This is a genomic window from Microbacterium sp. NPDC064978 (genome assembly GCF_044543605.1).
Lineage (GTDB): Bacteria > Actinomycetota > Actinomycetes > Actinomycetales > Microbacteriaceae > Microbacterium > Microbacterium meiriae.
In genome coordinates, this window is the sequence record NZ_JBITWF010000002.1 from 491,108 (window position 1) to 509,521 (window position 18,414).

General features: G+C 71.7%; 17 protein-coding genes. 5 read left to right on the forward strand and 12 right to left on the reverse strand.

The window, feature by feature from the left end; genetic code table 11:
• Positions 1-13 precede the first annotated feature (13 nt).
• From ACIGJI_RS09240 to ACIGJI_RS09270, 7 genes are all read right to left on the reverse strand, one after another.
• Complete coding sequence (locus ACIGJI_RS09240) at positions 14-607, reverse strand: exosortase/archaeosortase family protein (RefSeq protein WP_363445181.1); 594 nt, start codon at positions 605-607, stop codon at positions 14-16.
• Positions 607-1,965 carry a glycosyltransferase family 2 protein gene (locus ACIGJI_RS09245; protein ID WP_363445183.1) on the reverse strand — a complete coding sequence of 453 codons (1,359 nt, stop codon included), beginning with the start codon at positions 1,963-1,965 and terminating at the stop codon, positions 607-609. The genes ACIGJI_RS09240 and ACIGJI_RS09245 overlap by 1 nt, the downstream gene beginning before the upstream one ends.
• Entirely contained in the window at positions 1,965-2,189 is a 225-nt protein-coding gene (locus tag ACIGJI_RS09250) for an LPXTG cell wall anchor domain-containing protein (protein WP_315638281.1), read from the reverse strand. The genes ACIGJI_RS09245 and ACIGJI_RS09250 overlap by 1 nt, the downstream gene beginning before the upstream one ends.
• Positions 2,189-3,286, reverse strand: coding sequence for a non-hydrolyzing UDP-N-acetylglucosamine 2-epimerase (gene wecB, locus ACIGJI_RS09255; RefSeq protein WP_363445185.1), 1,098 nt, complete (start codon positions 3,284-3,286; stop codon positions 2,189-2,191). The genes ACIGJI_RS09250 and wecB overlap by 1 nt, the downstream gene beginning before the upstream one ends.
• Before the next feature lie 110 nt (positions 3,287-3,396).
• Positions 3,397-5,493 (reverse strand): DUF11 domain-containing protein, encoded by a 2,097-nt coding sequence (locus tag ACIGJI_RS09260; RefSeq protein WP_363445187.1) that lies wholly within the window; start codon positions 5,491-5,493, stop codon positions 3,397-3,399.
• A 103-nt stretch (positions 5,494-5,596) separates the two neighbouring features.
• On the reverse strand, positions 5,597-7,018 hold the full coding sequence (locus ACIGJI_RS09265; protein WP_363445189.1) for a sigma-70 family RNA polymerase sigma factor: 1,422 nt from the start codon (positions 7,016-7,018) through the stop codon (positions 5,597-5,599).
• Positions 7,019-7,137: 119 nt separating this feature from the next.
• Positions 7,138-8,700: a DUF5979 domain-containing protein gene (locus tag ACIGJI_RS09270; protein ID WP_363445191.1), complete on the reverse strand. Its 1,563-nt coding sequence runs from the start codon at positions 8,698-8,700 to the stop codon at positions 7,138-7,140.
• 499 nt (positions 8,701-9,199) lie between these two features.
• Between ACIGJI_RS09270 and ACIGJI_RS09275 the strand changes: the two genes are divergently transcribed.
• The 4 genes from ACIGJI_RS09275 to ACIGJI_RS09290 all read left to right on the forward strand — a co-directional run bounded on the left by ACIGJI_RS09275 (position 9,200) and on the right by ACIGJI_RS09290 (position 13,463).
• Positions 9,200-9,937, forward strand: coding sequence for an SGNH/GDSL hydrolase family protein (locus ACIGJI_RS09275; RefSeq protein WP_363445193.1), 738 nt, complete (start codon positions 9,200-9,202; stop codon positions 9,935-9,937).
• Positions 9,938-10,034: 97 nt separating this feature from the next.
• On the forward strand, positions 10,035-10,775 hold the full coding sequence (locus ACIGJI_RS09280; RefSeq protein WP_280565789.1) for a peptidase E: 741 nt from the start codon (positions 10,035-10,037) through the stop codon (positions 10,773-10,775).
• Entirely contained in the window at positions 10,772-12,127 is a 1,356-nt protein-coding gene (locus ACIGJI_RS09285) for an anaerobic C4-dicarboxylate transporter family protein (protein ID WP_187662909.1), read from the forward strand. The genes ACIGJI_RS09280 and ACIGJI_RS09285 overlap by 4 nt, the downstream gene beginning before the upstream one ends.
• 1 nt (position 12,128) lies before the next feature.
• Positions 12,129-13,463 (forward strand): threonine/serine exporter family protein, encoded by a 1,335-nt coding sequence (locus tag ACIGJI_RS09290; protein WP_363445195.1) that lies wholly within the window; start codon positions 12,129-12,131, stop codon positions 13,461-13,463.
• Here ACIGJI_RS09290 and ACIGJI_RS09295 read toward each other — a convergent pair.
• From ACIGJI_RS09295 to ACIGJI_RS09315, 5 genes are all read right to left on the reverse strand, one after another.
• Positions 13,460-13,714, reverse strand: a complete 255-nt coding sequence (locus ACIGJI_RS09295) for a type II toxin-antitoxin system RelE/ParE family toxin (RefSeq protein ID WP_363445197.1) — start codon at positions 13,712-13,714, stop codon at positions 13,460-13,462. The genes ACIGJI_RS09290 and ACIGJI_RS09295 overlap by 4 nt on opposite strands.
• Positions 13,711-13,974 (reverse strand): type II toxin-antitoxin system Phd/YefM family antitoxin, encoded by a 264-nt coding sequence (locus ACIGJI_RS09300; RefSeq protein WP_268777520.1) that lies wholly within the window; start codon positions 13,972-13,974, stop codon positions 13,711-13,713. Before ACIGJI_RS09300 ends, ACIGJI_RS09295 begins: the two co-directional genes overlap by 4 nt.
• Positions 13,975-14,075: 101 nt before the next feature.
• Complete coding sequence (locus ACIGJI_RS09305; RefSeq protein WP_280565792.1) at positions 14,076-14,669, reverse strand: DUF305 domain-containing protein; 594 nt, start codon at positions 14,667-14,669, stop codon at positions 14,076-14,078.
• Positions 14,670-14,737: 68 nt separating this feature from the next.
• Complete coding sequence (locus tag ACIGJI_RS09310) at positions 14,738-15,133, reverse strand: DUF6153 family protein (protein ID WP_363445200.1); 396 nt, start codon at positions 15,131-15,133, stop codon at positions 14,738-14,740.
• 38 nt (positions 15,134-15,171) lie between these two features.
• Entirely contained in the window at positions 15,172-15,723 is a 552-nt protein-coding gene (locus ACIGJI_RS09315) for an ECF transporter S component (protein ID WP_366244249.1), read from the reverse strand.
• 79 nt (positions 15,724-15,802) lie between these two features.
• Between ACIGJI_RS09315 and ACIGJI_RS09320 the strand changes: the two genes are divergently transcribed.
• Positions 15,803-18,364: a LuxR C-terminal-related transcriptional regulator gene (locus tag ACIGJI_RS09320; protein WP_363445204.1), complete on the forward strand. Its 2,562-nt coding sequence runs from the start codon at positions 15,803-15,805 to the stop codon at positions 18,362-18,364.
• Positions 18,365-18,414: the final 50 nt, after the last annotated feature.

Genomic DNA, 18,414 nt, shown 5'->3' on the forward strand with positions numbered 1-18,414 from the left:
GGACGGGGGTCGATTACGCCCGCGGACGGCGAGCATTCCGGCGCTGCGGGGCACGGACGCCGATGATCAGCAGCATGACGACGAGTCCGACGACGTACCCCAGGACGCCGACGAGGGAACCCACGAACACGTGGCTCACCTTGTAGCCCGGATCGAGACCCCAGGTCTGGGTGGCCCAGCCGATCAGGACGAGCCGCAGCATGTTGACCGCGAAGACGATCCCCCACATGGCTGCGAGCCCGCCGAACAGCCGGCTCCACCGCACGCGGGTGAAGGCGAGGATCACCGCGGCGACCACGGTGAGCGGGAGCCCGATCAGGAGTGCTGTGCACTCGACCGTGATCTGCAGAGCGATCAGGTCTCCGGTCGGGGTCCAGACGAGATAGTGCTCGCCGATCGCCGCGCGCTGGCCCTCGACGAACGGCGAGAGCAGCCACGTCGCGACGACCGCCTCGACGGCGCGGAAGGAGGTGTTGACCGCCAGGAGCGCTCCGCCCGCGGCGAGCATCAGCAGGGCCACGACCACCCGCGCGGCACGGTTCGGCGGCGACACCCGATCCAGTCGACGGGCGCGGAGGGCGGGCAGGGTTTCGGTGACGGTGGTCATCAGGCCTCCACGGCGACGGATCCGTTGACGACGACGTGGGCCTCCGCATTGCGGCGTGTCTTGGCCCATCCGTTCTTGCCCCGGACGATGCGCAGGAACGCCCGCGCGATGCAGATGTACATGTAATAGACGTAGAGCCACACCCCGAGCCCCCACCCCAGCGCCGTCAGCCAGCTCGCCTGGGGTTCGCAGCGGATCTTGTAGACGAACCCCCAGACGGCGAACGGGGCGACGGAGAAGGCGAACAGCAGCCCGAGGACGCCGAGGGTGTCGCCGAGCGCGACCTGGAGGAGCTCCGGCTGCTGCACCCAGTACCCGACCTGGGCGCCGAACAGGATGAGGAACGAGAGCCCTCCGAGCATCTGGAGGAAGGGCAGCACGAGGTAGTACACGGTCTCGATGACCCCGGCGTTGTCGACGTACGGCGACTTCACCACTTCGCGGATGTACTTGACGCACTGGATGTTCCCCTGCGCCCACCGGGTGCGCTGCGTGAGCAGACGGCGGATCGAGGGCAGCGCCTCCTGGTTCACGTGCGTGTCGTAGACGTGGCGGACCTGGTAGCCCGCCAGCACGACATGGACGCCCAGCTCGTAGTCCTCGAGCAGGGCACCGTGCCACGGTTCGCCGAAGGTGTCGCCGATCGCATCGAGCACGGAGAGCCGGGTGAACTGGCCGTTGCCGCCCAGCCCCACGGTCCCGGTCTTCGCCCGGAGCGACTGCATCGCGGCGATGGTGGTGCGGAACTCGAGATCCTGCATCCGCAGCAGGAACCGCGCGAACGTGTTGGCGAACCGCCCGCCGTGCGGGTAGGGCTTCGGGTCGTCGCGGTTCTTCATCCAGACCGCGATCTGCGCCGCCCCCACGCTCTCGTCGCCGAAGATGTCGTCGGCGGCGCAGATCTCGAGGGCGTTGGGCTCCATCTCGCCGTCCGCGTCGATGACGACGACGACGATCCGATCGTGGTCGGCGTCTGCGGGGAGCCAGGCCAGGAGCTGATGATAGGCGGCGTTGAGTGCGTCGCCCTTGCCGGTCCGCGCCTCGGGGCGACGGCGCTGAACGAGATGCACGTGCTCGTCGGCCTCGGCCCATCGGGTGACGATCGATGCCGTGGCGTCCTCGCTGTCGTCGTCGATCACCCAGACGTGGGCGCCGGGAAAATCCCGCCGCGCCCGCGACACGGTCGTATCGATCACCGCCTCCTCGTCCCGGCACGGGATGAAGAAGTGCCATTCGAAGCTCGCCGGATCGCCCGGGGTGGTCTTCGGATAACGGAGATAGGGGATGAGGATGAACAGGACGTACGTGACGAACGCGACGCCGAGCAGGACCGTGAACGCGTTGAGCACCGGGAACATCAGGGTGTCCTCCCCCGCGCGGGGTCCTCTTCCGGCGCGACGGACCGACGGATCGGGCGGGGAGCCGGCGCCGACCGCCGCAGCAGGCGGGTGCGCAGGAGCAGCCCCGCCCCCACGGTCACCGCGATCCCCGCCGCCATGACCCAGGTGGTCATCGATTCCGGACCTGTGACGGCGAGGGCGCCGACCGTGGCGAGCGGGGTGGTCAGGGCGTTGCTGTACATCAGGACTCCTCAGTGCGGGTCGAGGCGACGGTGCTGCGGATGTGCGCCGCGATGTGCGCGGTGGCCTGCCCGTCGCCGAAGGGGGACGGCAGGGTGGCGAGTCGGGCGAGGGTCGGCTCCACCGCGCCGAGCAGGGCGGAGGCGGCCGGAGCGAGCTCCTGCGGGGTGACGAGCCGGGTGAAGGCGCCCAGCGCCTCGGGGCGCTCGGTCGAGTCCCGCACGACGAGGACGGGGCGGCCGATCACCGTCGCCTCCTCCTGGATGCCGCCGGAGTCGGAGACCAGCAGAGCGGCGTGGGCGGCGAGCGCCAGGAACCGCTCGTAGGGGAGCGGCTCCTCGGCGATCAGTGCGTCCAGGAGGTGCGTGGCGTCCAGCGAGGTGAGCATCGCCCTGGTGCGTGGGTGCACGGGGAACACGACGGGCCACCCCGACGCCGCGATCGCGTTGAACGCGCGGAGGGTGGCCAGGAGGTTCTCCGGAGTGTCCACGTTCTCCTGACGGTGCAGTGTGGCGAGCACGAAGCCGGCAGGCGTCAATCCGAGCCGCGCGAGCTCGTCCGCATCGCCGGCCGCGCCCGCGCGCTGGGCGCGCACCGCCTCCACCACCGGATTGCCGGTGACGAGGATGCGCTCCTCGTCGATGCCCTCGGCGAGGAGGTTGGCACGGTTCGCCTCCGTCGCCGCGAACAGGTCGTCGGCGATGTGGTCGACCATCACCCGGTTGTGCTCCTCGGGCATCCGGCGATCGTGCGCCCGCAGTCCCGCCTCGACGTGCCCGAGGCGCACCCCTGCGGCATTCGCGGCGAGAGCGGCGGCGAACGTCGCGTTCGTGTCGCCCTGGACCACGACGTACTGCGGCTCGAAGCGGGTGATGGCCTCGGCGATCTGCTCGGCGGCGCGCCCGATCTGCGCCGCGCGCGGGAGACCGCCGACATGCAGCTGGAGATCGACGCGCTCGATCCCGCAGGACCGGAGGAACACCCGGGACATCCCCGGGTCGTAGTGCTGCCCGGTATGGACGACGAAGGCGGCATCTCCCAGTTCGCGGACGAGCGGAGCGAGCTTGATGATCTCGGGACGGGTCCCGAAGACGATCATGACGGAGCCTTTCGGCAGCGGAACGGACGAAGTGGACTGTGAGAAGTGCATTTCTGGGTACCTCGATCAGCCCCCGGAGGGAGGTCCCCCGTGGCTGACGCGATCAGTGGTTATCGGTGGGTCGCGCGACGCGCGGAGACGATGAGGAGCAGAGCTCCACCCGCCAGCAGCGCGATCGCGGGGAGGACGGAGAGCGGCGTGCCGCCCGTCTGCGCGAGCCCTGCAGCGGCAGGGGCACGGACGACGGTCGCCGCGCACGACCACTGCGCGTCGTCCGCGCAGGCGTGCGTCGCCGACAGCGGCGGCAGCGCGGGGAGGCCGGACAGGTCGTCCGGAACGGCGATCCCGGCCTGGACAGCCGCTGCCCGCAGACCGGCGATCATCGACTCGTCATAGGCGACGGTGGCGCGGTTGACGACGGTGCCCTCGGCGTCCCGCGGCAGCTGCGCGCGGAGGGTCATCGTGGCCGACTCCCCGGGGCCGAGCTCCGGCACCACCCAGCCCACCCTGTCCTGCACGGCGACGCCCCCGGTCGAGGCGGCGATGAACCGCGCACCGTCGGGCAGGTCGTCGACGACGGGGATCTGCGTCGCGACACCGGGGCCGACGTTCGACACGGTGATCGTGTAGTCGAGGATGGACCCGGCCGGCGCGGCGGACTGCGCCACGGTCTTGTCGATCTCCAACGAGGCGAGCGGGGCCACCGCGGTCAGGGCGCATGCCTGCTGCGGGTCGTCGGGACACGGGGTGGTCACCGTCGGCGCAGGCGTCCCGTTCGGCGCAGCGGCGGAGTTCTGCACGGTGGCGCGGTTCACGAGCTGGGCCTCGTCGAGACCTCCCGGCGTCATGCCGGTCACGTGCAGCACGACCTCGCCGCCGGCCGGGACCTCGGGGAGCGTCCAGTGGACGGCGCCGTCGGCGACCACGCCGCCCTGATCGGCCGAGACCGCGGTCAAGGCGGGCGGAAGGACATCGGTCACGGGGACATCGGTCGCCGGGGCCGTCCCGGCGTTGCCGACGACCAGGGTGTACGACAGCGCTTCGTCATGGCCGGCGACCTGCTTGTCGACGGTCTTCGCGAGCGACAACGCCGGCAGGGCGGCGACGACCGTGGAGGCGCAGGCGACACTCGCGTCGTCCGCACACGGCGTGGAGGACGTGGGCGCCGGCGTCTCGGCCGGGACACCGGCGGGGTTCTCCACCACGGCGCGGTTGACGAGGGTGGTGCCCGCGCCTGCGCGGTCGACGGTCCCGGAGACGTGCAGGGTGCTCGTGCCGCCGGCGGGAAGGGCGTCGATCGTCCAGGCGACCGCGCCGTCGGCGACCACGCCGCCCTGATCGGCCGTCGCCTCGCGCAGTCCGGCGGGGAGCGTGTCGGTCACGGGCACCTGTCGGGCCTCCGCCTCGCCGGTGTTCCGGACGGTGATGGTGTAGTCGAGGACGTCGCCCGGTGCGGCCGCGGCCTTGTCGACGACCTTGGCGATCGAGAGTCCGGCGACCTTCGGGTCCGGCGTGGCGGTGGCGGTCACCCCGAGGGCGTAGCCGTCCAGCGCTGCGGTCTGCGTGCCGCCGAGGGCGAAGCGGGCGACGTCGAAGACGATCCGGGTGATCTTGGTGCCCGGGACGGTGAAGCTTCCGCAGCCGCCGGGGCGCGAGGCCGCGGTGCAGGAGATCCTCATGTCGCCGCGGGAGTAGCCGTCGCCTCCGTCCACGAAAGTGGCGCCGTCGGAGACGACCGCACGGGTGGCGCCGCCGTCGGAGGAGGCGAAACGGATGCCGTCTGCGACCGAGATCCCGCCGAGTCCGGTACCGCCGGTCCCGGCGCCGAACTCGGCGATGTGGATCGCGGGATCGTCGACCGGGCGATCGAACGTGATCGTGAGCTGCCCCTCGCCGCAGCGCGACGACGTCCCGCAGTTCGCGTTCGAGTGGACGTCGAGCGTCGCGAGGTCCTTCGCCGAGACACCGGCCGCGTACATGGCGTCCGTGCCGCTCCAGGAACTCAGCGTCTTACCCTCGCCGCCGAAGATTCGGGAGCCGCCGGCGAGTGTGGCGGTGGCGATCGTGCCGTCCGGCAGCGTGAACCGGCCGGTGTTCGCGTCGACGATGGTCGCGGCTCCCGTCGCGGCGTCAGCGGGTGCCGCGGCAGCGACGGTACCCAGGGCGAGCAGCAATCCGAGCACGAAGGCGCCCGATCGTTTCCTCATGGCGATGTGGTTCCAATCTCGATCTCTTCATCCGCTGGTATCCGGAGATGGCGGACTCCTACAGGACAGCGATCCGCGGGTGTGATTACGCGCGGTTCCGAAATCAATCCACGATGACCACCTCCGCGCTCGCCGCGCCGGAGATCCCGGCGATGTTGGACTGCGCGAAACTCAGGGTCACCGCGGTCCCGGCGGGCACCGGATAGGCGTCGACGCGGAAGCTCGCCTGCCATCGCTCGTTCGCCGCGCACGTCCCCGCCGCCAGGGTGGCGCCGTAGGCGGACACCGTGAGGTCGGCACCGACCTCGCACGCCACGGTCACGGACAGCAGCTCGGTGCGTGAGACCTGCCCTGGCACGTCGATGAGGACAGGAGGGCTCGGCACGCTCGCCTCGGGGACGGGTTCCGGCTCCGGCTCCGGCGGCGGCGCTGCCGGAGCGGACGGCTCCGGCGCGGCCGACGGCGGAGGGCTCGCGACCGGCGTCGCCGCCGGGGCGGATGTCGCCTCCGGGGATGGGACCGGGGTGGGTACGCTCCACGTCACGACCTCCGTGGCGGCGGGCGCCGCGACCACGGCGGTGCCCCCGACCACCGTGGCGGCGACGGTCGCCGCGAGCGTCGTCGCGGTGACCGCGGCCACGATACCGATGGTGGCCTTCGCCGCAGCGATACCCGCGACCGGAGCAGCGATCGTGGGCGGCAGCGGGGCGGCGCTGGCGGACAGTCCGGCAGATGTCAGCGACTGCCAGATCTGCGCACCGGCCCCCACCGTGATGCCGGCGGGGAAGAGGACGGACAGCATGCGCGAGCTGGCGTGACGCGCCTCCTCGGCCTTGGCGCGGCAGTCGGCGCACTCGTCGAGGTGGGCGTGCACACGGGCCGTGTCCCGGGGCGTGAGGCGCTGGCGGGCGTGCGCGCCCAGCTTCCCCATCGTCCACTGACACTCCCGGGAGGCCGGCGGGCGGGCCGCGACGTGCGCGGTGATCCAGGCCTGCCGGAGCCCCTCCCTGGCACGGAAGGCGAGGACCGCGGCCGCGCGCTCGCTGATGTCGAGGCGCTTGCCGATCTCGTGCATGGAGAGGTGCTCGACCTCGCCGAACCACAGCACGTCCTGCCAGCGCTCCGGCAGGGCCAGGATGGCCTGCGAGACGAGCGAGGCGTCGAAATCGGCGTCGGCCGCGGCATCCGTGCTGTTCGGGTCCTCCACCGCCTCGATGTACTCGATGGGCACCTCGCGACGGGCGCGGCCCCAGCTGATGGCGAGGTTGCGCATCGTGGCGAACAGGTACGGCTTGAACGCGGCCGTCGGCCCCTTCCCGGCCTGGATCGCCTGATAGATGCGGGTGAAGGACTCTGCGACGAGGTCGTCGGCATCGGCTGACCACCAGTAGCTGCGGGCCACGGCCGCCGCCGCGGGGGCGTAGCGCTCCCACAGCTCCGCATAGGCCTGCTCGTCACCCCCGCGGACCCGGTCCAGCAGGTCCGCGTCGCGTTCCCTCTCCTCGTCTCTGCGTTCGTCGCTCATGGTGTTCCCTTCCCCCGAGGGCCTGTGTCGGTGAGGCGACAGACCTCACCCGTGCGTTCTCGCGCCGACGCGGGGTGCGGCCCGACGGATGTAGGCCGCACCCCGCCCGGCGCGTGCGATCAGCGGTTCCCGCGGCGTGCGCGTCGCGCGGCCGCCAGCGCACCTCCCATCCCCAGAAGCAGCACCCCGGCGAGCAGACCCGCTGTCGCGATCTCCCCGCCGGTCGTGGCCAGCGAGCCCCCGGGAGTGCCCGACGGCGTCGCCGGCGTGCTCGGCGTGGCCGGCGTGCTCGGCGTGGCCGGCGTGCTCGGCGTGGCCGGAACGGGCGGCGGGGGCACGACGGCCACCGGGTTCTGCACGCTCACGGTGACGGTCTCGTCCCCCACCGTGAACCGCTCCGGGCTGATCACAGGCGTGCCCCAGGCGGTGCCGGCCACGGGTTCCGGCGCCCGCTCGCGGACCGTGACCTCCGCGCCGGCAGGCAGCGCCGGGCTCGTCACCGGCGATCCGGCCTCGAGATCGAGCACCCCCGAGCCCGCCGGGAAGCCCGGCCCTGCCGGGTACGTGTACTCCAGCACGTACCGGGTCCCGGCGGGGATCCGCTCGGTCGCGGCCGCCGGACCGCTGAGGGTCTTCAGCGCCGTGAAGCGCCCGACGCGCGTGCCGTTCCCCGTCCCCGAGCCGCCGTGGCGGGTGACCTCCGACGTGACCGTCGACGATGTCTCGGTGCCGACCCGGATCTCGGCGGCGTTGCGGTAGGTGCCGGCCGCACCGTCGTCGGTCACCCGCGAGAGGTAGTGCACGTTGTAGAAGCCGCCCTCGACGGCGGTGAAGGTGACGGTGGTCCCGTCGGCGGAGACGGTGTAGTCGGCGGCAGGGACCTCGGTGACCGGCCCCGGGACGACGAGACCGCTGGGGAGCGTCTGCAGACCGGTGGCGACCCACAGCGACGGGTAGCGTTCCCCGGCGGCGGATTCGCGCAGGAGCTCCTGGTCGGAGCCGATGACGTCGGTGACGACGACTTCCTGACCCGCGGCCATGCCCTTCGCTCCCGCCCCGACGGCGACGTCCCACGCGATGGTGTCCGAGGTGTTCTGGTACTCCCCGCTCTTGAAGTCCGCGCGGCCTCGGAAGTCACAGTCGGTCGTGCAGATGAAGGGGTCCGGCTTCACATCGACGGAAGCGGTGACGTCACCGAAGTCGTAGGTGACCGTGGTGGTCTCGCTCACCTCGGTGGTCACCGTCGCCCAGAAGGAGAAGCCTCCGGAGAGACCGACGGGGTGCTCCTCGAGGTAAGCCCTGTCGATGTCGCAGACGAGCTGCGCGGCGGTCGTCACGCAGCGTCCCGCCTCAGCTCCCGCCGCGTCGAGCAACGGGAAGGTGTCCGGCAGCCCACGGAGGCCCTCGGGGAGCTCGACGACGAAGCCGGCAGGTGCGACCGGGTTGTCCGGCAGGGACCAGGTGCCGGTCAGCTCGGCCTTCGTGCCGCTGGCGACGGCCGTCTCCGTGAAGGCCAGGGACTCGACCGTCGCGCCGGTCGTGTACGGCGGGGCCGCGGTCGCCGCGACGGGGACGAGCAGGGCTCCGACGAATCCGCCGACGATCATGGCGACGGCGGCGACGCGGCGGGCGATGCGGCTCCGTCCCGAGCGGGGTCGGACGGGTGGCGAATGGGTCAGCATGTGTTCCTCCGGTGACAGCCGCGCACACGCGACGTGGGCACGGTCGAAGATGAGACACGGCGGGGCCCGACGTACTACGCGCGTTCCGCAGGATTGCGGAACGCGACGATGCACGCCGCACGTGTCTCCACGCCGCGCGGCGTCGCACTCTCTCCGCCCGCGGCGATGCCGCGGAGCTCTCCCCCGGCCCGCAAGGTTCCCCTCCCTCGAACAGGCCGCCAACGACGGTACCCCTCATGCGGCGCATCGCAGGTGTTCGCAGCCGCGCGTATATCGGCGTTCCGGAATGGGCCGACGGAACGCCCCGAGACCCGGGGATGTGCGGCGGGCCGGGGGAGCAGCCCGCCGCACGAGGGACTCGATTTCTCCACGTCGTCGGGTTGGGGATTCGACGACGTCCTGGGCCACGGATCCCGTCCGCGCTCACATGCCCAGCCTCGCCCCTCGGCAAACAGGACGGGAACGGCCCCTGAGCATTACGCCGGATAAGCTCGGAAACGTGCCGATCGCCCCCTCCGCCTCCCCTGCCACCGCCGACGACGACCTCCGCCGCCTCGCCGACGCGCTCCGCGACCCGGCACCGCTGAACTGGGTCATCACCGGCGACTCGATCACCCACGGCCTGGTGCACACCCAGGGCGGGCGCAGCTACCAGGAGCACCTCCACGAGCTGATCAGGGGCGAGCTCGAGCGCGTCCGCGACATCGTGCTCAACACCGCGATCAGCGGCAACCGGATCGTCGACATCCTCGACGACTGGGGGCGTCGGGTCGCGGGCTGGCAGCCGGATGTCGTCACCCTCATGGTCGGCACCAACGACGCCTCGGACGGCGGGCCCCGACCGGTGATCTCGCCGGATGACTACGCCGCCTCCCTGCATGACTTCGTGAGCCGGGTGCGCGAACTCGGCGCCATCCCGGTGCTCCAGACGCCGCCCGCCATCGACGTCCGCAACGCGCCGGAGCGGGCGCGGATCGCCGACTTCGCGGAGGCCGTCCGTCGGGTCGCGTCCGCGGAGGACGTGATCCTCGTCGACCAGTACGCGCACTTCGCGGAGCTGGGCGGTGGCGGGATGCCGTGGGGCCTCATGAACGACCCCTTCCACCCCAGCGCCGCCGGACACGCCGCTCTCGCCCTGGAGCTCGCCCGCGTCCTCGGCATCGCGCCGGAGGGACCGCGCGCCCGCACAGCCGCCCTCCTGGAAGGCATGGTCGGCACGGCTCGCGTCTTCGGCTGAGAGGCCGGGATTCACCCGGCCAGGGTGACCGCTCTGGACGGCGGTGACGGCGCGACGCTAGGTTGAGCGCATTCACACTCGACAGTGAGGTGGGGGCATGTCGCACGTCGTCGCAACCGGGGCCGGCAAGGCCATGATGGAACGTCGGAACGATCCGACGCACGAGTACATCCTGAAGCTCACCGGCAAGGAGCGGCCTCGGGTCCTCTTCGTCGGCACCGCGACCGGCGATGACACCGCCTACATCGTGAGCTTCTACTCCACGTACGACTCCGACAGATGCGCGCCGCACCACCTGCCGCTGTTCCATCGCGCCGTCGACGACCTGGCCGGGTTCGTGAAGGGCTTCGACGTCATCCACGTCGGCGGCGGGAACACCGCCAACATGCTCGACGTCTGGAAGCGTCAGGGCCTCGACGAGATCATGCGCGAGATGTGGGAGGACCCCTCGTCGAACGTCGTGTTCACGGGAGGCAGCGCGGGCGGCATCTGCTGGTTCGAGGGCGGCACGACCGACAGCTACGGACCCACGCTGCAGGTGCTCCCCGAGGGTCTCGGGTTCCTGCACGGCAGCTTCTGTCCGCACTACGACGCCGAGGACCAGCGACGGCCGCTCTTCCACGCCTCCCTGCTCAGCGGCGAGCTCTCCACCGGGTATGCGGTGGGCAACCTGCAGTCGTTGCACTTCGAGAACAGCGAGTTCGTCACGGCGGTCAGCCCGGTCGAGAACGCGTTGGCGCTGAAGGTCGAGGCGGCCGACGGGAATATCGTCGAGACCGAGCTGCCGGTGCAGGTCCTCACCGGGGCGGCGCCGGTCGTGAAGGGGCCGTCGTCGTGAACGACAGCGTCTGGATCCTCGTCGCCGAGCTCATCGTCGTCGTCCTGGCGATCTTCATGGGCACCCGCACGAGCGGGATCGGCCTGGGCGTGTGGGGCCTCGTCGGCGTCGCGGTGCTCGTGTTCGTGTTCGGGGAGGCCCCCGGCAACGCCCCCGTCGACGCGGTGTTCATCGTCATCACGGTCATCACCGCGGCCTCGACCATGCAGGCCGCCGGCGGCATCGACTGGATGGTGTCGGTGGCCGCGAAGGTCATCCGCAAACGCCCGAAGTCCGTCGTCTTCCTCGCGCCGGCCATGTCGTTCCTCTTCACGGTCGGCGCGGGGACCGGCAACATCTTCTACCCGCTGCTGCCCGTGATCTACGACGTCTCCTACCAGCAGAAGATCCGGCCGGAGCGGGCGCTGTCGGTCTCGGCCGTCGCCTCGCAGGTCGGCATCCTGTGCTCGCCGGTCTCCGCGGCCACCGCATCGATGGTCGTGCTGCTCGCGCCGCAGGGCGTCGACCTCGGCGGCCTGCTCCTCATCATGTGGCCGGCCTCGATCGCGGGCCTGCTCGTCGCCGCCCTGGTCATGATGCGTCACGGCAAGGACCTCGAGGACGACCCGGAGTACCAGAAGCGCCTGGCGGAGGGGCAGATCAAGCCGCCCACCGTCGACGCGCACGAGAACAAGCTCCCGCCGACCGCCGTGCTCTCGGCCTCGCTGTTCCTCGCCGGCGTCGCGGTGATCGTCTTCTTCGGCCTGTTCGAGAACCTCCGTCCGGTCATCGGCACCGATGACGACGGCGACCCGCTCCGCCTGAGCGTCACGGTGATCATCGAGGTCGTCATGGGCATCATCGCCGCGCTGATCTTCGTGTTCTGCAAGGTCAAGGCCGCCGACGTGCCGAAGCAGTCCACGTTCCCCGCGGGCATCGTCGGGGCCATCGCCCTGTTCGGCATCGCCTGGCTCGCCAACACGTTCGTCGCCGCGAACCAGACCCTCATCGTCGACGGGCTGGGCTCGGTCGTCTCCGGATCGTCCGCCTTCCTCGGCGCTCTGCTGTTCGCGCTGGCGCTCTTCGCGGTCGCCATGCTCACGACCAGCCAGTCGAGCGCCACGAACGCGATCGTCCCGATCGGCATCACGATCGGTCTGCCCGCCTCCCTGCTGGTGGGGCTGTGGCCGGCGGCGATGGGCATCTACACGCTGCCCGCCAACGGCAGCCAGGTGGCGACGGTCGCGTTCGACCAGACCGGGACGACGAAGATGGGCAAGTTCGTCATCGACCACTCGTTCCAGCTGCCGAACCTCGTCTACGTCGGCACGGCCATCGTCGTCGGGGTGGCGCTGTCGTTCCTGTTCACGTGACATGACCGACGTCGTCGACCGGTCGGCGCTGCGGCAGTTCCTCCTGGGACTGGCTCAGGGCATGAATGCATCGGCGGAGTCCGTCGACCGCATCCGGGACACGATCGCCGAGGTGGCCACGGCATCGGGGGGAGACGGCGCCGACTTCGTCGTCCTGCCGACGATCATCATCGTGGAGACGGGGGACGCGGAGGAGCAGCGGGTCGCGTTCCGGTCGGCCACGAACGCCTCGTTCCGCTTCGACCAGATCGCCGCGCTGTACGACCTCATCGCGCAGGCGAAGACCGGCGCCGTGGACCCGCTGGACGGCATCCGGCGGCTCAACGAGATCGGCGCGATGCGCCCGCGGCTCGGCTGGTTCACCCGCACGCTCGGGCATGCCATCCTCACGACCGGCCTCGCGCTCCTGCTCGCGCCGACCTGGCAGGGCACGCTCGTCGCCTTCGTGCTCGGGTTCGGGATCGGCCTGCTCAAGCTCGTGCGCTCCCCCACACTGCAGCTGGTCATGCCCATCGCCGCGGCCTTCGTGTGCGCCGCCGCGGTGTTCCTGCTCGCGGAGGTGATCGAGATCGGCGACCCGATCCGGCTGCTGATCGCGCCGCTGGTGACCTTCCTCCCCGGCGGCGTGCTCACCACGGCGACGGTCGAGCTCGCAGCCGGGCAGATGATCTCCGGTGCGTCCCGCCTCATCTACGGGTTCGTGCAGCTCGCCCTCCTCGCCTTCGGCATCCTCGCCGCGGGCGCGGTGGTGGGCGTCTCGAGCGACTCGTACGAGGCGCTCGACGCCTCCTCGTCCTACCTGCCCTGGTGGGTGCCGCTGCTGGGCATCCTCGTGTTCGCGCTCGGCAACTACCTGCACTTCTCCTCCCCGCCGTCCACATTCGGGTGGGTGCTGCTCGCCTTGGTCGTCGCCTACCTCGGCCAATGGGCGGGAACGGAGTTCATCGACCCGGCGGTCGGCGGCTTCGTCGGCGCGGTCGCCGTCACGCCGGTCGTGTTCTGGATCGCCGGGCTGCGCCACGGGGCCCCGTCGCAGCTCACGTTCCTCCCCGCGTTCTGGCTGCTGGTGCCGGGAGCGGCGGGGCTGGTGGGACTCACCGAGGCGGTGGCGACCGACAACGGTCTCGCCGACTTCACCGCCGCCCTCGTCTCCGTCATGTCGATCGCCTTGGGTGTGCTCATCGGCACGGCGCTCTACCGCGTCGTGCACCACGGCGCGGAGGAGTTCGTCCAGTTCGCCGTCGCCCCGCCGCCCGCGGAGGACGAGGAGCCCGCGCCGACGCTCTGGCACCGCCTGTCTGCCCCGCTGCGCCGCCTGCGCCGCCGCGATCGCTAGCGGTACACCTCGCGACGGTGGCTGGCGTGCACGACGACGACCGCCAGGATCCCGTCCTCGATCCGGTAGAGAACCCGGTAGTCCCCCGTCCGCACCCGCCACTCCGGTCGGCCGGTGAGCTTGCGTGCCGCGGGGGGCCGTGGGTCTTCGGAGAGGAGCTCGATGACGGCCTGGATACGTCGCCTCGCCTCAGGAGGGAGCTTGCGGATCGCCCGCACGGCGACGGGCAGGACCTGGACGTCGTAGGTCACGGCACGAGCCCGAGGTCCCGCTTCACCTCCTCCCACGGGATCGGCGTCTCGGCGAGTCGGGCGGTCTCCTCCCAGGCGGCATCGACCGCGCGGATGTCGGCCAGTTCCTCCGCGTCTTCGAGGAGCCGCTCCAGCAGGCTGGCATCGACGACAGCCGCCACCGGGAGGTTTCGTCGGGTGAGATAGACGGGCTCCTTGCGCGCCTCGTCGATGATGGACGCCAGCCGCCCCCGGGCTTCCGTGATCGCGATCTCGCTCATGAGTCCATAGTAGTGTAAAACGTACATAACAGCGCGGAAAGGACAGGCGCAGAAGGTCGACGGGCCCCGCGCCGCGGAGGCGACACGGGGCCCGGTGCCGATCAGAGCGTGGCGAGGATCTCCTTCATCTCCGCGATCTCCGCGGTCTGCGCGTCGACGATGTCCTGCGCGAGGGCGACCGCGTCGGCGTTCTCGCCGTCCGCGACCTCCGTCTCGGCCATCTCGACCGCGCCCTCATGGTGGGCGATCATCTGCTCCAGGAACAGCCGGGACGCCTCCGGGCCCGCGGCGGCTTCGAGCGCGGCGAGGTCGTCGTCGCTCATCATGCCGTCACCGTGGTCCATCTCGGCGGGGTCACCCGCCTCGGCACCCCAGTCGTCGAGCCATCCCTGCAGCTGCTCGATCTCCGGGCCCTGAGCGGCCTTGATGCGTTCGGCGAGGTCGGTCACCCGTGGGTCGACGTCATCCTTCGCGAGCACGATGTCCGACATCTCGACGGCCTGCTCGTGATGGACGATCATCATGGACGCGAACATCGCATCGGCCTCGTTCGCTCCGGCCAGCGGGGCGTCCGAGGTGGAGTGATCCATACCGGAGTGGTCAGCCGGTCCCGCAGGTGCGGCCGAGGCGCATCCCGCGAGGGCGAGGGTTCCGACCAGCACGAGGGCGGCGGCGGCAGCGGTTCGATTCTTCATTTCTCTCTCATCTCTGTCTGTCGGAAGGGCGTCCGCGGTCGCGGAGCCCGGGCGCTCACCAGCGCCGATCAGGTCCGACTGATGCAGAGGACGTGGAGTGAGGGGGGACGGAGAGGGGCGGCGGCGGTTCCCGCGCGCACGCGGAGGGCGCGCAGCAGGGGAGCGATCACGGCCGCGCGAATGGGGCGCAGCACCAGGAGCAGTCCGCCGAGGAGCGCGAGGACGCAGGCCGCGCCGCCATCCCCCGCGGAGTCGTCGGGGGCGACGGCCGCCTCGGCGACGGACGCCGCATGCGCCGCCGACGCCGAGGGGTGCGCGGGCACCGGTGCCGCGTGGCCCGCCATCGCGTGCGCTCCGGGGGTGCCGTGCGTGTCGAGCGCGTGCATGCCGAGGAGCCCGAGCACGACGCCGCCCACGAGGAGGACGACGAGCAGCGCCCTCTGGAGCACGCGACGACCGGCCATGGGTCCACTATACCCGGTGGGGGTATAGTGAACCGCAGTCAGCGGGCGACGCCGGCGCGACGCAGCAGCCGGCGGACGGCGAGGACGACTCCCGCCACCGCGAGCTCCCCGAGCACCCGGCCGAGCAGCGTGGCGATGAGCACCGGCGGGACGAGGTGCTCCGGGGAGAACACCGGGAGGGCCACGAGGAAGAGCACCACCCCGGTCACGGCGCCGGCGAGCAGGACACGACCCGGGCGGACCGCGGCGTCGCGCCGGAACGGCAGCGCGAGGTCGAGGACCGCGCCGCCGAGGACGAGCGGCACCACCCCGAGCAGCCCGATGGGGGACACCGCGAGCGTCAGCACCCCGGTCACGAAGGCGGCCAGCGTCGCCATGCCGGGGACCCGGGTGACGACGCGGGCGAGGAAGGGCAGTGCGGTGTGCACGGCCGCGACCAGGGCATACGCGGGAGGGGAGGCGGCGGCCAGCACGCTCGTGACCGGGACGACAGCCAGGAAGACGAGGGCCTGAACCGCGCCGAGGGCTGCGCTCACGAGCAGGGCGCTGGTCGGCACACGGCGGGACACGGGCGATATCGGACCACTCACTCCTCCGAGCCTAGAACTCCCGGCGCCCCCGCTCCGCAGCGTCCTGCACCGTGCGGGTTTGGATATCGTAGGGGTGGGGATGCGTACCTGGGGAGGGACGATGCCGGCTTTCGGCGCGCAAGGGGACACGAGGTTTCCGCGGGTTTCCGCGCACGTGATCGGGCGTCCGCGGCTGAACGCGGTGCTGGATGCCGGGGCTCCGCTCACGCTGCTGCGCGGCGCCGCGGGCTCCGGGAAGACCACCGCCCTGGTCGGCTGGGCCTTCACCTGCTCCGCCCGGGTCGTGTGGCTCACGGTCACACCGGCCCTGGCGACGAGCCCGGCACTGGCATCTGCGCTGCTGCGGGTGCTGCGCGGCACGGACACGGACACGGACGCAGGCAGCACCGATCCGGCCACCGGGGACGGCTGGCCCGCCGTCGGGCACTACCTGTGCGATCGCGAGGAGCCTGTCGTCATCGTCCTGGACGACGCCGCCGCGCTCGACCGGGATGCGGTCTTCGACCTCTGCCGCACGGTCGCCGTCCCGTCGCACGTCCGCCTGATCGTCGCCACGAATCGCCCCAGTCCCTTCGACAGCGACGGCATCGGCCTCGTGATCGACACCGCGCTGATCTCTCCGGAAGACCTCGCGTTCGACACCGACGAGATCCGCCGCGCTCTCGACGTGGACGAGGACACCGCCGTCGCCGTGCGGGCGGCCACCGAGGGATTCGCGGCGGTCGTGCGTGCCGTCGCTCTCCGCGGCCGTGCCCCCGACGGCACGACGATCGTGGAGGTCGCGACGGCGGCGGTCGACGACTACCTCCGCAGCCGCATGGAGGAGGGCACGTTCGGCGCCGGCGTCCTGGAGGGTCTTATCCGGATCAGCATCACGGACACGGTCGACCTGCCGTTGGCGCAGGCCCTCAGCAGCGATCCGGACATCGGCGCGGCCCTCGACGAGGCCGAGGCGTTCGGCTTCGGCCGATGGTCGACGGACTCCGGGCGCCGGACCTTCACGATCGCCGCGCCGGCCCGCACCCTGCTGCGTCACGACCTCCTGCGGCGGTTCCCCGCCGAGATCCGCGTGCTCCGACGCCTCGCGATCGAGGGCGCCCTGCGCCGCGGCGCCCCCTTCGAAGGACTGCGCCTCGCGATGGAGGAGGACGACCTCCACCTCGCGGCCCACGTCATCATGTCCGGGTGGAGCCACCTCCTGGACCACGACGGTCGCCGGGTCGTGGCGCTGCTGGGCGACCTGCCTCTCGCCCGGCTGAAGCAGGAGCCGCTGGTGGCCATGCTCCTGGGCATCTGCCTCAATGCCAACCGGCTCCGGCGGGTGCGCGGACTGCAACTGCTGCGGATGGCGATCTCCGCCGCGAACGCCCGTCGGAACACGCTCTCGCCGACGGAGCGCCTGTTCATCTGGACTGCCGAGAGTGCGGCGCTGCGCGTGATCGGGATGCCCGACAGGGCGGGGCAGGTGGCCGCCCGCGCGCTGGCTCTGTTCACCGAGACACCCGAGTCCCAGTGGGAGCAGTACGCGATGGAGATGCCGCTGCTGTGCACGCACCTCGGCATCTCGCTCTACTACGGCGGCCGTCGGGAACAGGCCGTGCGCCTCTTCGACGAGGCCGCCGCCCTCGCGGCGTCGCAGGGCAGCGGGAAGGCGTTCCACGCCGTCAGCCTCCTCGGCGGGATCCACGCCCTCAACGGCGATCTGCCGGAGGCCCGGCACTATGTCGAGATCATCCGCGACGGCTCGTGGGATCCCGCGCAGCTGGACGGCTACCGCGGCACGTTCTACCGCGTCGCCGAGGCGATGCTGGCGGTCGAGGACGGCGACCTCGCCGCAGCCAAGCACCACGCGCGCGCCTTCCTCCCGCACCGGGCGACGAGCGAGCACTGGACGACGATGGCGACGGTCGAAGCCTGGATCGCGCTGCACGAGGGCGATGCCGCCGGCGGGCTGGAGCGACTGGAGTCGTTCGCCCGACTGCGCGGACGCGAGGCCGGCTCTCCGCCGGCCCGCCAGGCGCTGAGCCGCCCGCGGATCCTGCTCCACCTCGCCCTCGGCGACATCCGCGCCGCGCGCGGCGTCAAGCAGCGCGACGCCGGGGCGGACCGCTTCGGCACCCTTCTGGAACGAGCCAGGGTCGCCCTGATCGACGGTCGCGCCCCCGAGGCGGCGCGGCTCCTCTCTCACACGCGTCTCGAGCCGACGACCTCACGCGAGCGCGCGGAGGCCGCGGCGGTGCAGAGTGCCGCCCTCCACCGGGTCAGTCCCGCCGCCGCGCAGGCCGTGACCGCGGTGCTGAACGCCCAGCTCGCCGACCGCGGACTGCGCACCCCGCTGGCGCTGCTCAGCGCCGAGGATTTCGCCGCCGTCCGGGCCGACCTCGCTCCGATCGGCGGCGCGCCGCTGCCCGGCCGATCCGCGTTGCCGTCGTTCGCCGCCCGCCCGAGGCTGTCCTCGCGGGAGCAGGTGGTGCTGCACGCGCTCACCACCGGAGCGCCGCTGCCCGAGATCGCCGCGGAGCTCCAGGTCTCGCCGAACACCCTGAAGACGCAGCTCCGCAGCATCTACCGCAAGCTCGACGCGGCCAACCGTACGGAGGCGCTCGAACAGGCCGCCCGGCACGGCCTCCTCCGCGGATGACGAGAGCCCCGCCCGTCGCAGACGACGGGCGGGGCTCTCCGGCGGAACCG